Source organism: Faecalibacterium duncaniae, from assembly GCF_010509575.1.
Lineage (GTDB): Bacteria > Bacillota > Clostridia > Oscillospirales > Ruminococcaceae > Faecalibacterium > Faecalibacterium duncaniae.
Genome location: NZ_CP048437.1, coordinates 2,824,414 through 2,840,463 on the forward strand (window position 1 = coordinate 2,824,414; position 16,050 = coordinate 2,840,463).

Genomic DNA, 16,050 nt, shown 5'->3' on the forward strand with positions numbered 1-16,050 from the left:
AGTATAACGGGACGGCGGGAAATACTCATTGAGCAAACGGCGGGATCTGATGCAATTTGCGGCAGAAAGCAGGATCTGCCGCAAAAGAAAAGCACGAGACCGAAATCTCGTGCTTTTTTGGTGGAGCATTCTCCACAGCACTCGAACCTAAAACCTCTTCACGAGTGACCATTTTGGCATCGTCCGTGAAGTTGAAATTGAGTACGACCCGGTCATCAAAGACGTAGACCGAGTTGACAAAGGTATCAATGATCTGCCGCTGGTGTTCCGTGCTGCCCACGTCACCCTTGCGGAATTTCTCAAGCCAGAACCGAATCCATTCACGGGTCAGGACGGGCTTTTTCAGTTCTTCTTCCAGAATACTGGTGTTCAGAGCTTCCTTCTGGGCTTCCAGCTCGTCCAACCGCTGCTTGGTGGTCGGGGTCAGGATGCCCTGTTCAATGGCTTCCAGAAGGTTTGCCAACCGCTTCTCCGTATCCCGGAGCTGCTCTTTCAGGACAGGCAGCCGGGTGTTCTCCTGCTGCTGGGCTTCCATAATCAAATCTATCAGCCGTTCGATGATTTCATCGCTGAAAATCACCTTGATGGCAGTCTCCACCACGAACCGTTCCAACGGCTCTTTGCGGATGGCTTTCAGATCGCAGTGCGCCTTGCCGTGGCGTTTGGCTTTGCCACACTTGTAGTAATAGTAGGTGTTTCCCATGTGGCTTGTGCCGCTTTCGCCGCCCATGAGCGTACCGCACTTGCCGCAGAACAGCTTGGTGGTCAGCAGATAGCTCACATCCTCTTTTGCGGGCCGACCATGGGCAATCCTGTTCTGCTCAAAACGCTGCTGCACCCGGTCAAACAGGTCCTGGTCAACAATGGCCGGAATGCCGCCCGGCGTCACAATGTCCTTGTAGCGGTATTCGCCGATGTAGCGGCGGTTGCGGAAGATCTGGAAGAAGCTGTTCTTCACGAACGGCTTCCCGGTACGGGTACGCAGGCCGCGCTCGTTCAGGGATGCGGCAATCTTCTCAGCCGGTTCGCCGTTGGCGTACCGGCTGAAGATCTCCTGCACAATAGGAGCCGTTTCCGGGTCGATATGGTACAGCCTGTCCTCTTTGCCGATGGTGAAACCCAGCGGCACCACACCACCGTTGTACTTGCACTGGAGGGCGTTTTCGCGCTCACCGCGCGCCACTTTCAGGGCGAGCTCGGCGGAATAGTATTCCGCCATGCCAATCAGCATACTCTCCACCATAATGCCTTCAGGCCCCTGCGAGATGGGTTCCATGGCAGACACCAGATGGACACCGTTCTTTTCCAGCTGGTACTTGTAGTTCACGGCATCGAACCGATTCCGGGCAAAGCGGTCCAGCTTCCAGACCAGAACTACGTCGAAGATTTTCTTTCCGCTGTCCTTGATCATCCGCTGAAAGTCTGGGCGGTCATCCGTTTTGGCAGAGTAGGCACGGTCAATGTAGGTGCCGACCACGGTGATGCCGTTCTTCTCGGCGTAGTCCTTGCAGTCGCGCAGCTGTCCCTCAATGGACGCTTCACGCTGGCTGTCGGATGAATAGCGGGCGTAGATTACAGCGGTCATGACGGACACCTCTCATTCTACATCATTGAACGGTGGAGCGTTCTTTCAAAACACTGTTTCGTATAATGTATATACCATGTTTTGATGGAGAAATCAAGACTTTTTATTATCTTCAGTTTTTCTTTTTGAACAATTGACCCAACAGCCACCCCTCTCGTTGAAATGAGGTGACTGTTGGGCCGACTTGCTCGGATTCCTTTATTCTTCGTTTAGCTGGACGATGGTATTATAAAAGATTTTGTTTGGAATAACGACTTGAAGAACACCCTTTTTCAAAAGTGCTTCTATGCGTTTCATGACATACCAGTCACTTACCGGAGCAGAAATCGCTTTTAATACGTCTGCGGTAAGTTCACCAACCGAAATAGGAATTCTCGATACTAAACTAATAATTCTCTGGTCGAAATAATCTATGTTAACGCTTTTAACATCGTTCGCATGCCAAATACGCATGGAGGTGTTTTCGTTTAATAGCTTTCCCCATCTTTTGGCATACTCAGTAATAGTTTCTTCCGTCAAATACTTTTGTGAGATCTTATCGGTTTTCCCTTCCATAAATTCTTTCAGACCTTCTCTGGATGCAAGCAAAATTCTATTTGTACCATACTTTGCTGCATAGTAACAAATATAATAAATGCCGCACCAACAATCGGCAGAACTCCTGACCCAAACACGCAGTGGCTTATGATTTATCATATCACATTGAACCGCATTCGCTGTACCATGATATTTCGACCACAGTTGTCTAGCTTCAATTTGGCTGTCAGGATAATATTCTGAAAGGCAATTCACGAATTGTTTGCAACGATATTCTGAATCGCAAGCATATTGAAGTTCTCCCATTGATAACATAAACGGAAACAACTTTACACTTTCGACGATGCCTAAAGCTGCTAACATATTGACATCACTGGGTTCAAAAACAATTTCATCCATAGCTGGTCAAAATCATAATTTCGGGATGGTAACTTGTGTAGTTGCACTCCAATAGATTGGTTTGCTTGAGCCAACCACTCCAAAATAACACCCAACGCTGCAATCAAGATAAGTTCCAACATCATAGAAGTCATATGTATAGGTTGTATTATATATACTTTGTTCTGGAACTAGTGCTGTCGTTGAAAATGGGCAGCTTCGTTCGATGTTATCGGAATAGCTCGTGTAGTAATCCGTTCCTGAAACATTTTTTATTAAATCCGGGCCAATACCGACGGTAGTTCCACTCATATAAAAGCCCAATCCATTGGCCTTTGTATAAAGAACTCTCCATGTTCCATCAATATACGATACAACTCTTGAGCCGTCTGTATTAGAAACAGGAATGCGCATTGGAACCTCGGCCAAAACATAAAATCCGAGATTCTCTTGTTCTTGCACAGAAAGATTGAGAAGTTCTTCTATCGAATAATCATCGATCTTTCTCTTATTTCCAGTTGCAAATGCTGGCTGAATGGTCAGGAGAAATAAAACCGTGACCAATAGAATGGAAATCAGCCGTTTGATTTTGTTAGTCATAGTATACTGCCTCCTAATTTATTTTTTTTCTTCACTCAATACACTAAAGCTCCATTGGAATCACCTTCATTAAATTTTCCCCTTCAGGTGTATACTCCTCGGCAAATAAATGTGAACCATACAAATGCTGAAACTACTAGAATACTGCTGGAATAGAAAATATTGTGACCTTACACTGCTTTGGGTGATTACTTTGCTTTCCTTCATTGAATAGCTAGAACAACAGCTACTATCAAGAACAAAGTTGAAAGCCCAAGCTGAACCCATGCAATTTTTTCGTTTTCGGCATTGTTACAGCCTTTGGAGGATACTGCCACTTGGATATAATGCACTGCTACGATTCCATATGAGAAAAACAAAGAAGCCCAAGCATAAGGTACTGCGCTTTTATCTGTCAATCGGACAAGATTACTAGTCCATACTGAAATGCAGCCCCAAAGGGCAAAAGGAGCAATAAGAAAAAAGTTGCTTTTGCCTTTTTTCATTCTTAGCCTCCCACAGCTTGATGGTACGATTTTGTAGTATCCATAAGGTGTCCACCGGAATCATACGAATACAAAATATCATGATAGCAATGGGTATAGTAGCTATTATCATATGCGAAATGGACTTCATACAGCGATTGATTTATAACAACTTTCGATGGAGAAGTAGCTAGAACCACACTAACCAAAAAGGATCCAACCGTAACAGCAGTGCTTCCCGGCAAGTGCAACCCAGTAATTAAAAGGCTTGCTGCAGTTTCAACTCCACCAATCTCAATTTGCGCAATCGCCGTATTGTCAATTGTATAGCTGAGATTTGATACAAATATATGCTTATACTGTGATCCTGTAACATCACTTCCAACAGTGGCTCCCCTTGTTTGAGGCATAGATTTTGAAGTTGCTAATTTCAAAAAGACATCATAGCTTTGATTGGTCAATTTGCTTTTTTTCGTTTTTTGGGCTTTCGTATAGACAAGTTCACCTGTACCATCTTCTTTAACGCTCCGGTTCAAGGTAACATTTTGTCCATCAATATCAGTAAAGCGAGTTACTTCAATGATCGTATTTTTATCTATTTTGTAGGACACTTGCACAGTTCTTGCAACAGTAGCCACCAAATTTTCACGGTCGCTTTTAGAAATAATTTTTGTTTTACTGATTGCACTGTCTGCAAAAGCCGTTGTCATTGGCAAATTTTGTAAAGCGGCTACTGTTATGCCTAAACATAAAGTTTTCAAGAATTCTCTTCGAGATACATCTTTCATATTCTATCACCTCACATCGTTTTTGATATAATGTCTATCATATGAGTTTAGTTGCGATCAAGCGATTCAGGGACATCCGGCTGATACGCTGTAAAGCAGCAGGTGCTATTCACACTTAAGACTGCAATCGCCATTGCAAAAGCACATGTAATTTTACTCAGGAAAAAAATCAGTTTTTGTGAATTCTGTTTCATATTGTCCTCCACATTACATAGAATACGTTACATCGACTTCATTGTTTGTTCCGCGAGGAGTTCCCTTCAGCCAGCAAGTATGAGAAGCAATACCATTATAAGCGTTACTGGTAAAGGTGAGTTTTGCCGAACTGGAGTTATACGTCAAACTTGCATCACTATATGTGGAACCCAAAGTTGTAATCGAATAGTCCCATGCATTTGTGACTTTGTTATTCGTCACTGTCATATAAAAATATGCATGAATCACCACTCCCTTATACGAAACCTTCCAAGAATTCGACGATTTCGCTACACGAGAAATTGAATTGTCCACTGACTCGATAGTAATAGTTGCTGGATCACCATTACTGTCAACTACCGCAATTGCGAGCTTCTCGTTTGCCTTCAGTTGATCGAGATTGCTAAAAGTAACAACATTGTTCTTAACGGTAGCTTTCGGTGAATTCGATTCAGCGAAGGCAGACTGAACGCCAAACGACATTACAACCGCAATAAAAAGCAGACTCGCCGTAAGTTTTTTGATGAATTTTCTTGTACTCATGATCACATTTTCCTTTCCTTATTTTGATTTGATTGCTTTTACGACTAAATAAATGACCAGTATGCCGATGCAGAGCGAAATAATTGTCAATGCCTCTGCCGTTGCATTAAGGCAAGCACCAATAAAATAAACCAATACCAAAAATGCAACAAAAGCGATAAGAAGCAGCACCCATTTGTTTTTTTTCATGTTATCACCTCCCTATCTACAAAAGTTGGCATTAAATTTTTGTTGAACCAAAGGAATTGTTGAGAATACAATCAATACCCATTTGGAGAGATAGTAGCAAACTACATGACGTGTATACGGAAGCACATTAAAAATGGCAAGCAGGAAATCTATTGACGAAAGAACAGATGCGACCATCTTGTAACTTGACCGCTTCTTTTCACTTAAAGGCTTATTCTTTGCTTCGATAGGTGAGAGAAAGATAGAGATGCCCAAAAGAGCTACTGTTGTCAGGATACGGAAAAGGTGATTTGCTGCGATTGCCTTACTTAGCAAAATGCAGATAAGTGCCAGTCCGGAGAATGCCAAATAGCATCTGGTGTGCGATGTTGCATGGTATCCGCCAATGTAGATTCGCTGTGGGATAAACCCAATCAAAAATGAAAGTGCGTACCGCACATCACCACACACAACAGCGATTAAAACAACAAGCAGAACGCTCACAACAGATGATATGAGCAACTCGTACCCATAGACATACGCATCCGCCTTTGCTTCATCTATCACTTTTTGCTCGCAGAAAAGACGGACTGATTTTTGAGACAGCGTGCGTTCCCACATTGCAGTTGCGCCACCTTATCTTCTGATTTTTGCTTCACTGTATCATAAATTTCAGCAAAATCAAGAGGTTTGGCAAAACTGGTCGTTCTGGTGACAAAAGTGGTAGGTCAGGCTACTTGTAAGGAGCCTTTGCACAGTCTATAATAGTAGCAGGACATTATTTTGTGGAGGTTGTCGAAATGCTGAAGTACCACGTTGCAGTCTGCGATGATGAGAAATCAGACCTTGATGGCATTGTTCAAAGCGTCCAGCAGTACGATGTGCAAGGCTGCTTTGACATTGAAACTTACATGGATGGAAACGAACTTCTGAGCGAATTGCAAATGCAGAAGAAATCCTTTGATCTGCTTCTTCTCGATATCGAGATGCCATCCAACGGTTTTCAGCTGGCGCAGTCTTTGATTCAGATGGAGAAGCATCCTTTGGTGGTATTTGTCACGAAGCGGCATGAGTACGCTGTGCAGGGATATGGCATTGCATTCCGCTACCTTGTCAAACCTTTGGATCAGACGCTGTTCGCTGCGGCAATGGATGCCGTCCTTCAGGAACTGAACTCCAAACATTTCACGATCGAATACGATGGTGTTACCATGTCCTTGGAAACATCGGACATTTACTTTCTGGAAAGCCACGGACATAAAGTTCTGATTCACTGCAAGGAGCAAGACCTTACATTGCGAATGAGCATTCCTGAAGCCTTGGAGCAGCTTCCCAAACGGTGCTTTGTGTCACCACACAAAAGTTATCTCGTCAACATGGAACACATTGTTTACGCTACGGGAACCGCTGTTTTTCTTTCCAGCGGACATCAGCTGCCGATCAGCAGGAGGAAGCGTCAGGAGTTCAATCAGATCTTCAACGCTTATTTGGGAAGATGATGCTTTATTATTTCGTTGAGTTTGCAGGGAGCTTTGCCAACATTGCCCTGTTGCTGCTTTTTATCGGTCGGCTGTTTCCCAAAAAGGAGCCCGTCTCAAGGTGGTTCTATGCCTATGTTGCACTCTTGATTGCTGGGCAGTGTGCTTTGAGTTTATTCCCGGATTGGGTGACGCAGCGCACGATCTATCTTTTAGTTGGCGGATTTTTCCTTGCATTGCTGTTCTATGAGGTTCGACCGTGGCAGGCGGTTTTTGCAAGCGGAGCTTTCTTCACACTGATTGCTTTGGTGGAAGTGCTTGCAATGCTTCTGATTGGGCTGCGTATCCCGGATACCGACATTCTAATGCAGGCTGGGGCAGCACGGTTGGTCTATGTTGTTTTTTCAAACCTGATTCAAATTCCACTCGTAGTCCTGATCTCACATTTTTTCAGCCGAAAGGGAAATGCTCTGCGCATCCTATGGCTGTTGCCGATCATTGCGATTCAAATCGCAAGTATCGCGGTCTGTTATGTGGCACAGTATCATGCTGCGGATGATTATTTCCCTGATTATATGGTCGGCCTTATGGCTGTACTTCTCCTTATAAACATCCTGATCGTGTTCTATGTGGAAGCTCTCCGGGAAAATGAGCTAGAAAAATTCAAAGTCAAGTTCAATGAGCAGCAGTACAACCTTCAAATGGAATACTACCAGCAGCTCAAAGAACGTCAGGAAGAAGTCCGTTCTCTACAGCATGATGTGAAGAAATACATTCTGGCGATGCAGGCAGTTGCAGAACACGGTGATACCGAAGAACTTCACAAGATTGCGCAGGCTGCCACGGATGTTTTCGAGCGTTCCACAAATATTTCTGCGGTCGGAAATCCTGTTGTTGATGCTCTTTTGAATTATTACTTACGAATTGCGGAAAGGAATAACATCAACGTCAAACTGGATGTGACGATTCCTGAAGTCCTGACGATCTCATCGTTGTCTTTGAGCATCATTATCGGAAACACATTTGACAATGCCATCGAAGCCTGTTGCGACCTGCCAGCGGAACAGAGAATCATTCATCTACAGCTGCGCAAGCAGTATCGAAGCCTCTTCTATCGGCTGGAAAACCCATACAGTGATACTTCTCGCGGAATCCGCATCGGAGAGTATCACGGTTACGGACTAAAAAATATAAATCGTATCGTTCAGGAGAACCATGGTGACTTCTATACGAAAAAGAAAGACGGTGTGTTTACCGTCCAAGTCCGCCTGAACTGCGAAAATTAAAACATTCTCCTAAAACATTGCTTTGCTTTTGCTTGTACTTTGTGTGTTTCATTCATCTGATGTATTCATTATCCTGAAGTGTTGACACACATCAATACTTATGTTATCATTCCCAACAAATCCACAGCGATTTCTGTAAAGAAACGATTCTGTGCGGTTTTATTTCCTGCGAAGATTTACCGCCCCGCAACACACCCGATCATTTTGCCGTCTGTTTCACCCGACAAAATCCTTCGCCTGTACTGCGTGGGCGGTATTTTCTTTTTGGGGAAGCCGTACCTTGAGAATTTCATGAGCCGTCCGAGCGTGATACCGGCTTTTCGGCCAACGCCGCTGCAAAACAGGGGCAGGAACTTCGTTCGGAGCAAACGGCGATCAACATACACGAGCAGCGGAACTCTCTACTTATTTTTGCGTCTTAACAATTCGGAAACAACTTTCGGAAATGCGTTTTGAGCGCAGCGGTGGAGAGCAAGAACCGTCCCGTGGCCACAAATTTTCAATTCTTGAAAATGTTGTGCTCCACCGGGACTTCACATCTGCAACTCTTGCGAGTTTTGATGTGATCTTGTTGGGGCGTACCTGCCCCAAACCCTGCTCATATTCGCACCTTGCGGTGCGAAAGAACGGCGTGTCGTGCTTACATAGCTCCACCGAGGAGCTAGCGAAACGACAGGAGGTTCAATGAACAAAACGAATGTCAAAACGAAACCCAGCACGACCCACCGCCACGACACGCCGAACAACAAAACGCACATCATCAAGTTCCGTGTGACGGAAACTGAAAAGATGGAACTCCAATGCACAGCAAAACTCCTTCATCTCTCCCTGTCCACCCTCATCCGCCGTGCGCTGCACAATGCGAAGATCGAGCGCACCGTTGTCGTTGCCGGCGGCGGAGAAGAAACCCTGACTGCCGTTTCCACTCTGCTTGCCCAGTGCAGCAGGGTGGGCGGCAACCTGAACCAACTCGCACGACACTTCAACTCCGGCGGAGCAGACACCGAACAGCTCCGGGCGAAACTTCTGGACGAACTTGCAGACCTGACTGCCTTCCGGCTCAACGCCGAGAAAGTTCTGGGTAAACTGTATGGCAACGCTGAAGCATATCGCCTCTAAAAATTCGGACTACTCTGCCGCTGAGACCTATCTGGTTTACCAGCACGATGAATTTTCCGGCAAGAAAATTCTGGATGAACAGAGCAGACCCAAGCTGCGGGAATCGTACATTCTGGACACCCTTGAATGCGGCGAAGCCTCGTTTGCAATGGCCTGCCTGCTGGCAAACCGGAAGTACGACAAGAACAACCACCCGGATGACATCAAGAGTCACCAGTATATCATCAGCTTCGACCCGCGGGATGCAGCCGAAAATGGGCTGACGATGGAAAAGGCACAGGCCCTCGGCCTGAACTTCTGCAAAGAGAACTTTCCCGGTCATCCTGCTATCGTCTGCACCCACCCGGACGGACACAACCATTCGGGAAATATCCATGTCCACATCGTGATCGGCAGCGTCCGGACACGAGAAGTGGAGCGCAAGCCCTATATGCAAAAGCCCCGTGACTGGCGTGAGGGCATGAAGCACTCCAGCACAGCCCAGACCATGCGGCACTTGCGTGTTGAGGTCATGGAGATGTGCGAGGGTGCCGGACTGTACCAGATCGACCTGCTCAACGGCTCGAAAGAGCGCGTGAGTGAAGCTGAGTATTGGGTGCGCAGACGCGGCCAATTGAAACTTGACCGTGAAAACGCAGCCCTCACCGCAGCTGGACAGCAGCCCCGGCAGAAGAAGTTTGAAACCGTGAAAGACACTTTACGGAAACAGATTTCTTCGGTGCTGCACCGTGCCACCAGCTTTGAAGATTTCTCTGACAAGCTCATGCAGCAGTACGGCATTGCCGTCAAGGAAAGCCGTGGGCAGCTTAGCTATCTGCCTGCTGGCAGAACGAAGTTTATCCGGGCGAAACATCTCGGTGACAACTACGACAAGGAAGCAGTGCTTGCCACCCTGACCGCAAACGCAGAGCACAAAACCAAGGTGCAGTCCAAGCAGGATACCATCGGGAAACTGATCGACATCCAGTCGAGGATGACCGAGGACAAGGGCATCGGCTATAAGCGTTGGATCACGAAACACAACCTCAAAGCCATGGCACAGACCTTGATTTTCCTAGAAGAAAAGGGCTTGACCGATGAGGTCGCACTCGACCAGAGAATCACAGAGCTTGACACCAAGTTCCATGAATCGCTGGCCGTAGTGAAAGACCTCGAAACTCGCATGGCAGACAACAAGACGCTGCGCCGTCATGCTGCTGCCTACACCAGCACCAAGAACATCGCACAGCAGTTAAAGACTGCCAACCGACCCGCAGCCTTTGAGGAGCAGCACCGTGCAGAGCTGACAGCATACCGGGCGGCAGTAGCCTATTTTAAGGCAAACAACATCACCAAGCTGCCCAGCCCGAAAAAACTGGAAGCCGAGTATGCGCAGTTGGCATCCGAAAAGGCAAAGTTCTACGAGCAGTACAAGGAAGCTAAGGAAGAACTGCTCAAACTGAAAACCGCAAAGCAGAATGTTGCGTCCTTTTTCCGGGAGGAAGAACCGGCGCAGCAGGAGAGATAAAGGAGTGTGCGTATGATCAACCTGAAAATCGACCCGGAGTTCCAGTCTCAGATTCCCCCTCTGACCGATGATGAATTTAAGCAGCTCGAAGAAAATATCCTCAAGGAAGGCAAGCTGATTTCTCCTTTGATTGTCTGGGGTAACACCCTTGTTGATGGCCACAACCGTTATGAGATCGTTCAGGAACATCCCGAAATCTCTTTCTCCACGATGCCGCTCCGATTTGAAAGCAGAGAAGAAGTCCTCGCATGGATCTGCAAGAATCAGTTGGGGCGGCGTAATCTGACCCCGGAGCAGAAGAAGTTCCTCATTGGAAAACAGTACAGTGTGGAGCATCGGAAGCCCGGTGGAAACGGCAACAACCAGCACACGGCTGCTGCCAAGAAAACCGTCCCGGAGGAATTGTGTCAATTTGACACAATTCCTCCCACTGCCTCAGAAGCAAGCGTTCGTAGGCAGATCGCAGAGCGGAACAATGTCAGCGAATCCTACGTTTCCCGCTCCGAAAAGTTTATGAAGGGCGTGGAGATCATGGAAGAACTGGTACCCGGTATGCAGGAGAAAATTCTGTCCGGGCAGACGAAAATCCGTGATGCCGATTTGCACCGTCTTGCCAAGGCAGACTATATCGACCGGCAGAAAATCGTGGATGAGATTCTGTACCCGGAACGGAAGGTCGAGCCGAAACCGAATACAAATGGAGCACCCCCAGAGCCGGGGAAAGCGCCCTATATGCCGATGCAGAAAATCGAATCGGTCTATGACAGCGATGCTTACCCGGAGGATGTACGGTACGAATATGTGGCGTTGGAAGAACTCACTACTCGTTTCCGTATTTCGTTCAACTACCAGTTGGAGCAGATGCCCGATAATGCACAGCGTGATGTGATTCTGGAGATCATTCACAAGCATAAGGACTATCTTACTTCTCTGGAAGCCGCACTCGCAGATGTTAAAGACCAGACAGCATAACAACAGGCACATGGTATGCTGTTTACCGATGTCCAAAGGAGCGTGCGTTTGAACAAAAAGAAAAAGTCCACAAACACTTCCCCTTATCCCGATGAAGTCATTGACCGTCTGGCACGGGCATTCTACCCGGCCATTCTTGCCTGCTGGAACAGCGAGGAAGGCCAGCGGGAGTTTGCCGCGTGGCAGGCGGAACAGGCTCATCACACCGCCAACAAAGAGAAACAGAGCGTTCCCGACGGGGAACGCCCTGTTGTACATATCGTTATCGTCTGTGGTCTTTGGCAGGGTGCGTCCTATTCAGGGGCGCACCCTGTTTTTGTTTTGAGCCTTCACCGGCTTTTTGAGATTCAGCCCTCTGCTTTCTGAACCAGAATCGTCAGCTGCTTCTGAACGCTGTCATCAGCTGTGACGGTCAGATGAATTTCGCCCGCAGCTTCTCCTGCACGGATCACCGCCATACAGCAGCCGTCAAAGGTCTCGCTTTCCGGGGTGTCGTAACGCTCCTCGGAGCAGGGATTTGCGCTGCCTACGGCTTCCAGAATGCCTGCACCCTCCAACTCCACCTTCAGGGTGTGCTTGGTGTGCAGATCTGCGGTGCCATTTGCATCCACGAATTGGATCATCACAAAGGCGGCATCCTCGCCGTTAGCTTGCAGGGTCTTACGATCTGCTGTAAGGGTCATCTGTGCATCCTGTGCGGTGCGCAGCGTGAACTCGCCGTCACACACACCGCCGGTATAGCCCACAGCCTTCAGCTCGCCGGGAGTGTAGGGCACACTGTAGGTGGCGGTAAAATCCACCACGGTACGGCGGCCCAGAGAAGCATCGTTCAGGAACAGTTCCACTTCCTCTGAGGCGGAGTACACATCCACCGAAGCCGTCTGTCCCTCAAAACCGGGCCATGTCCAGCTGGCAAGGTTATCCTTGAACATCCAAGGCGTTTTGCTGGAGGTCTGACCGTTGTGTTCCATCCGCAGCACTGCCAGATAAGGTGCCTTCCGCAGACCGTAAACGATCTCCCGCAGATAGCTGATGGGGCGGCGGTTGCCCAGCAGATCCAGATCTCCAATGTAGGCGGTGCGTTCCGGGTAGATGCTGCTGAAGTTGGCACCGCCATCGTAATGGAAGATGCCGCAGCCGGCCTCGCCCAGATAATCGTAGCCAGCCCATGTGAAGTCGCCGATCATGTGAGGATTCTCCTCCACGATGTGCCACAGCCGCACGATATCTGCCGGGTAAGTCTCGGTGCCCAGCACTGCCTTGTGGGGGTGCAGTTCATGCTCCAGCACATGGCGTCCGGTAAGGTAGTTCAGACCAATGACATCGCAGGAATCCTCGCAACCGGACAGCGCCTCGGTCAGCAGCGGATGGGTGGCAAAGTAGTCGCCCTTTTCCCCGGACATCAGGCTCATAAAGCTGTTCAGGGCATTGCTGCCGCCGCCATCGCCGCCGGAGGGACCGGGCTGCGCCGGGAATTTTCGCATCACATCCCCCATGATCTCCCGCAGGCGGTAACCGGCTGCCATAAGGCCGTTAAGGGCGTTGGTGGTGTAGCGGGTGGGGTCCAGCTCCCGGAAGGTGTTGCAGAGCCGCCGGTTGGTCTCTGCTCCGCTTTCCGAGCCAGCCTCGGAGATCTCGTTGCCCACACAGTACAAAATAACACTGGGATGGTTGTAATCCTTGGCCACCATCTTTTGAATGGTGGGCTTCCAGTCCTGCTCAAAGTACAGAGCATAGTCGTAGGGGTTTTTCCGCACGTTCCATACGTCGCTCAGCTCGTCCATTACCAGCACACCGTACCGGTCGCAGGCATCCAGCAGCGCCCGCCCTGCCGGGTGATGGGAGGAGCGGATGGCGTTGAAGCCCGCTTCCTTCAGTTGACGGATGCGGCGCTCCTCGGCATCGGGCAGGGTAGCTGCACCAAGAATGCCGTTGTCGTGGTGGATGCAGGCACCCCGTAGCTTGACGGTCTGCCCGTTGATGCGTACCCCATGCGCTGCATCGATGCTCAGGGTACGGATGCCGAAGCCGGTCTCTTCCCGGTCCAGTTCTTCCTCGCCCTCCAGCACCTGCATGGTGCTGGTGTAGAGGTTGGGGTTCTCCGGGCTCCACAGAGCCGGGCTGTCCACGCAGTACCGGAAGGAGACGGTTCTGCTTTCGCCGGGTTGGAGCAGGAGGTTTTGCCGGTCGGTGAGCACTGCCGTGCCCTCCCGGCAGATGGTCTGCTGCAGGGTCACCCGTTCTGTAACAGTGCTGGCAGACTGCACCTGCGCCGTCACATCCAGCAGGGCAAAGCCCTCGTCCGCCTCCCGGGTGGTGATACGCACGGTATCCTGCGGCAGATAGACCTTGTTGCCCACCAGCAGCCGCACCGGGCGGTAGATGCCGCTGCCGGTATACCAGCGGCTGTTGGGTTCCAGACTGTTATCTGCAATGACCTTCAGCAGGTTGTCGGCACCATATTTCAGGTAGGGACCTGCCTCCACGGTAAACTCCGCATAGCCGTTCACGTTCCGGGTCAGCAGCCAGCCGTTCAGGTAGACCAGCGCCGTCTGGTACACGCCCTCAAACACGAGGGACACCGGCTTGCCTTGCCACGCCTGCGGTGCGGTGAAATGCTTCTGAAAAATGTACTCGCCGCCGGGGTAGAAGCCGGTCTGTGCACCGTTTTTTGTGTCCGGGGTGCGGGCTTCATGGATCATGGCATCGTAGGGCAGATGCACGGTTTTGGTCTGGGTATTTCCCAGAAAGGAATTCATCCGGGAATTGCCATCGCCCTTTTCTACCGTCCAATCTGCGTTGAAATTCTGTCGAATCATGCCTGTGCCTCTTTCTTGTGTTCAGCATCCCACTTCTTATTGGCCTTTTCCACATCAAGGAAAGCCAGCAGCACTGTAATAATGATGCCAATCACAAAGGGGAAGGTGATGTACAGGTTGAAGATCATCCGAATGGCGCTTTCGCTCTGGACCGTTGCGGTGCCCACAAAGCCGCCCAGCTTCAACAGCCAACCCACAGCCGCAGTACCGATGCCGCCGCCGACCTTCACGCCCAGAGAGGAGCAGCTGTACATCATACCGTCCATGTGGACGCCGGTGGTGCGTGTGGTGTAGCCGCTGGCCTCAGCAATAAGAGCGTTCAAAGAGCCGCTGAGGGTACCTGCAAAGACGCCCTTGATGAACATGAACAGCAGGAACATGGAGAGATTCTTCTGCATGGCAAAGTAGATCATGGGAATGCCCAGCACGCTGCTGATGGCGTAGCCCCAGAAGTTGACCTTCTGCATACTGCCGGTCTTTTTGATGAGGACAGGCGCAAAGGCCAGTGCGATGATAACAGGGAACATCTTCATCATGGAGAACTGACCCAGCAGGCTGCCATCGCCCCAGTAATAGGTGGCGCAGAACACACCGGCACCGGTGGTCAGGTTGCTCATGATATAGTACACGATGTAGATGGCAAGGATCATCAGGTAATACTTGTTGTGGACGAGGATCTTAGCAGTCTCGGCAAAGCCATGCTTTTTCTCCTCGGCAACTGCTTTGCCTTCCTCTGCGGCTTCGCTGGTGTTGCCGCTCAGTTCTTCCTCCGGCAGCTCTTTAACTGCAAGGCAGCTGATGGTGTTGACCACCAGACCAACGATCGCGAAGATCAGAGCCGTGGTACGCCAGCCTGCGGCACCGCTGCCGAACTTCTCCACCATGCCGGTAACGGCAAAGCCCATAAAGATGTTGGTGACGACCGCAAACATAAAACGGAAGGAGCCCAGCTGCACACGCTCATTGTTGTTCTTGGTGATCAGTGCCACCAGAGAGGAATATGCAATGCCGTTGGCAGTATAGAACACTGCGTTCAGTGCCGTGTACACGATGAAGAAGTAGATATACTGCATGGTGGTGCTGCCAGCCGGGATGGCAAACAGCAAAAACAGGCAGAGGGAAACACCTACCTGACCAAACAGCATCCACGGACGTGCCTTGCCCAGCTTGGAGTGGGTGCGGTCGATCAGGGTGCCAAAGATCACATCGCTGATGCCGTCCAGAACCTTGGAAGCCAGCATCAAAGAGCCAATGATGGCGCTGTCCAGACCCAGTGTTCCGGTCAGATAAAGCAGTACAAAGCTGGAAACCAGACCATAGGAGCAGTTAGAGGCCAGATCGCCGGAACCGTAGGCCAGCTTCTGATACCATTTCAGATATTTTTTCTCTGTCGTTGCAGTAGCAGACATGGGGATTCTCCTTTCAAGATGTGCTGTATCATTCACGGCGACAGAATGCGTCTGTCGCTTTACATTTTTTCAAAAGCACTCTATAATAAAGCCATCGGCCGCACAGCTTTTACAGAATGTTTTTGTATTGTGCCTATATTTTAGCAATTCCGTTCACATTCCACAATGACAGCATCGTGTGCCGCATCCATCAGATTGTATC

At 49.3% G+C, this 16,050-nt stretch carries 17 protein-coding genes; 6 read left to right on the top strand and 11 right to left on the bottom strand.

Annotated elements, in window-relative coordinates; genetic code table 11:
• Positions 1-25: 25 nt before the first annotated feature.
• From GXM22_RS13610 to GXM22_RS13645, 9 genes are all read right to left on the bottom strand, one after another.
• Entirely contained in the window at positions 26-1,585 is a 1,560-nt protein-coding gene (locus GXM22_RS13610) for a recombinase family protein (protein WP_005934529.1), read from the bottom strand.
• 198 nt (positions 1,586-1,783) lie between these two features.
• On the bottom strand, positions 1,784-2,521 hold the full coding sequence (locus tag GXM22_RS15315) for a DUF3658 domain-containing protein (protein ID WP_223387800.1): 738 nt from the start codon (positions 2,519-2,521) through the stop codon (positions 1,784-1,786).
• 12 nt (positions 2,522-2,533) lie between these two features.
• Complete coding sequence (locus GXM22_RS13620) at positions 2,534-3,100, bottom strand: hypothetical protein (RefSeq protein WP_005934531.1); 567 nt, start codon at positions 3,098-3,100, stop codon at positions 2,534-2,536.
• A gap of 203 nt (positions 3,101-3,303) precedes the next feature.
• On the bottom strand, positions 3,304-3,585 hold the full coding sequence (locus GXM22_RS13625; RefSeq protein WP_005943373.1) for a hypothetical protein: 282 nt from the start codon (positions 3,583-3,585) through the stop codon (positions 3,304-3,306).
• A gap of 2 nt (positions 3,586-3,587) precedes the next feature.
• A complete protein-coding gene (locus tag GXM22_RS13630; protein WP_005934532.1) occupies positions 3,588-4,352 on the bottom strand; it encodes a hypothetical protein in 765 nt (254 codons plus the stop codon).
• Between the two features lie 47 nt (positions 4,353-4,399).
• Complete coding sequence (locus GXM22_RS13635; RefSeq protein WP_081027705.1) at positions 4,400-4,546, bottom strand: cyclic lactone autoinducer peptide; 147 nt, start codon at positions 4,544-4,546, stop codon at positions 4,400-4,402.
• A 13-nt stretch (positions 4,547-4,559) separates the two neighbouring features.
• Complete coding sequence (locus GXM22_RS13640; RefSeq protein WP_005934533.1) at positions 4,560-5,090, bottom strand: DUF5626 family protein; 531 nt, start codon at positions 5,088-5,090, stop codon at positions 4,560-4,562.
• An 18-nt stretch (positions 5,091-5,108) separates the two neighbouring features.
• On the bottom strand, positions 5,109-5,279 hold the full coding sequence (locus GXM22_RS15090; RefSeq protein WP_005924488.1) for a hypothetical protein: 171 nt from the start codon (positions 5,277-5,279) through the stop codon (positions 5,109-5,111).
• Between the two features lie 12 nt (positions 5,280-5,291).
• On the bottom strand, positions 5,292-5,879 hold the full coding sequence (locus GXM22_RS13645) for an accessory gene regulator B family protein (protein ID WP_005924490.1): 588 nt from the start codon (positions 5,877-5,879) through the stop codon (positions 5,292-5,294).
• Positions 5,880-6,058: 179 nt separating this feature from the next.
• Between GXM22_RS13645 and GXM22_RS13650 the strand changes: the two genes are divergently transcribed.
• From GXM22_RS13650 to GXM22_RS13680, 6 genes are all read left to right on the top strand, one after another.
• Positions 6,059-6,757 carry a LytR/AlgR family response regulator transcription factor gene (locus GXM22_RS13650; RefSeq protein ID WP_005924492.1) on the top strand — a complete coding sequence of 233 codons (699 nt, stop codon included), beginning with the start codon at positions 6,059-6,061 and terminating at the stop codon, positions 6,755-6,757.
• Positions 6,754-8,022: a GHKL domain-containing protein gene (locus GXM22_RS13655; RefSeq protein WP_005934535.1), complete on the top strand. Its 1,269-nt coding sequence runs from the start codon at positions 6,754-6,756 to the stop codon at positions 8,020-8,022. The genes GXM22_RS13650 and GXM22_RS13655 overlap by 4 nt, the downstream gene beginning before the upstream one ends.
• 684 nt (positions 8,023-8,706) lie before the next feature.
• Positions 8,707-9,141 carry a plasmid mobilization protein gene (locus tag GXM22_RS13665; RefSeq protein WP_005934538.1) on the top strand — a complete coding sequence of 145 codons (435 nt, stop codon included), beginning with the start codon at positions 8,707-8,709 and terminating at the stop codon, positions 9,139-9,141.
• Positions 9,113-10,648 carry a relaxase/mobilization nuclease domain-containing protein gene (locus GXM22_RS13670; protein ID WP_005934539.1) on the top strand — a complete coding sequence of 512 codons (1,536 nt, stop codon included), beginning with the start codon at positions 9,113-9,115 and terminating at the stop codon, positions 10,646-10,648. Before GXM22_RS13665 ends, GXM22_RS13670 begins: the two co-directional genes overlap by 29 nt.
• Positions 10,649-10,660: 12 nt before the next feature.
• Positions 10,661-11,620 (top strand): ParB N-terminal domain-containing protein, encoded by a 960-nt coding sequence (locus GXM22_RS13675; protein ID WP_005934540.1) that lies wholly within the window; start codon positions 10,661-10,663, stop codon positions 11,618-11,620.
• 42 nt (positions 11,621-11,662) lie between these two features.
• Entirely contained in the window at positions 11,663-11,986 is a 324-nt protein-coding gene (locus tag GXM22_RS13680; RefSeq protein WP_097778885.1) for a transposase, read from the top strand.
• On the opposite strand, the gene GXM22_RS13685 is transcribed toward GXM22_RS13680, so the two are convergent.
• Positions 11,968-14,439, bottom strand: coding sequence for a glycoside hydrolase family 2 protein (locus GXM22_RS13685; protein WP_005934543.1), 2,472 nt, complete (start codon positions 14,437-14,439; stop codon positions 11,968-11,970). The two genes, GXM22_RS13680 and GXM22_RS13685, sit on opposite strands and share 19 nt — an antisense overlap.
• Positions 14,436-15,848, bottom strand: coding sequence for an MFS transporter (locus GXM22_RS13690; protein WP_005934545.1), 1,413 nt, complete (start codon positions 15,846-15,848; stop codon positions 14,436-14,438). Before GXM22_RS13690 ends, GXM22_RS13685 begins: the two co-directional genes overlap by 4 nt.
• Positions 15,849-16,050 lie beyond the last annotated feature (202 nt).

Bases quoted from the DNA above. Each gene is read 5' to 3' on its own strand.
- GXM22_RS13610 (WP_005934529.1), bottom strand. From the start codon at position 1,585: ATGACCGCTGTAATCTACGCCCGCTATTCATCCGACAGCCAGCGTGAA.
- GXM22_RS15315 (WP_223387800.1), bottom strand. From the start codon at position 2,521: ATGGATGAAATTGTTTTTGAACCCAGTGATGTCAATATGTTAGCAGCT.
- GXM22_RS13620 (WP_005934531.1), bottom strand. From the start codon at position 3,100: ATGACTAACAAAATCAAACGGCTGATTTCCATTCTATTGGTCACGGTT.
- GXM22_RS13625 (WP_005943373.1), bottom strand. From the start codon at position 3,585: ATGAAAAAAGGCAAAAGCAACTTTTTTCTTATTGCTCCTTTTGCCCTT.
- GXM22_RS13630 (WP_005934532.1), bottom strand. From the start codon at position 4,352: ATGAAAGATGTATCTCGAAGAGAATTCTTGAAAACTTTATGTTTAGGC.
- GXM22_RS13635 (WP_081027705.1), bottom strand. From the start codon at position 4,546: ATGAAACAGAATTCACAAAAACTGATTTTTTTCCTGAGTAAAATTACA.
- GXM22_RS13640 (WP_005934533.1), bottom strand. From the start codon at position 5,090: ATGAGTACAAGAAAATTCATCAAAAAACTTACGGCGAGTCTGCTTTTT.
- GXM22_RS15090 (WP_005924488.1), bottom strand. From the start codon at position 5,279: ATGAAAAAAAACAAATGGGTGCTGCTTCTTATCGCTTTTGTTGCATTT.
- GXM22_RS13645 (WP_005924490.1), bottom strand. From the start codon at position 5,879: ATGTGGGAACGCACGCTGTCTCAAAAATCAGTCCGTCTTTTCTGCGAG.
- GXM22_RS13650 (WP_005924492.1), top strand. From the start codon at position 6,059: ATGCTGAAGTACCACGTTGCAGTCTGCGATGATGAGAAATCAGACCTT.
- GXM22_RS13655 (WP_005934535.1), top strand. From the start codon at position 6,754: ATGATGCTTTATTATTTCGTTGAGTTTGCAGGGAGCTTTGCCAACATT.
- GXM22_RS13665 (WP_005934538.1), top strand. From the start codon at position 8,707: ATGAACAAAACGAATGTCAAAACGAAACCCAGCACGACCCACCGCCAC.
- GXM22_RS13670 (WP_005934539.1), top strand. From the start codon at position 9,113: ATGGCAACGCTGAAGCATATCGCCTCTAAAAATTCGGACTACTCTGCC.
- GXM22_RS13675 (WP_005934540.1), top strand. From the start codon at position 10,661: ATGATCAACCTGAAAATCGACCCGGAGTTCCAGTCTCAGATTCCCCCT.
- GXM22_RS13685 (WP_005934543.1), bottom strand. From the start codon at position 14,439: ATGATTCGACAGAATTTCAACGCAGATTGGACGGTAGAAAAGGGCGAT.
- GXM22_RS13690 (WP_005934545.1), bottom strand. From the start codon at position 15,848: ATGTCTGCTACTGCAACGACAGAGAAAAAATATCTGAAATGGTATCAG.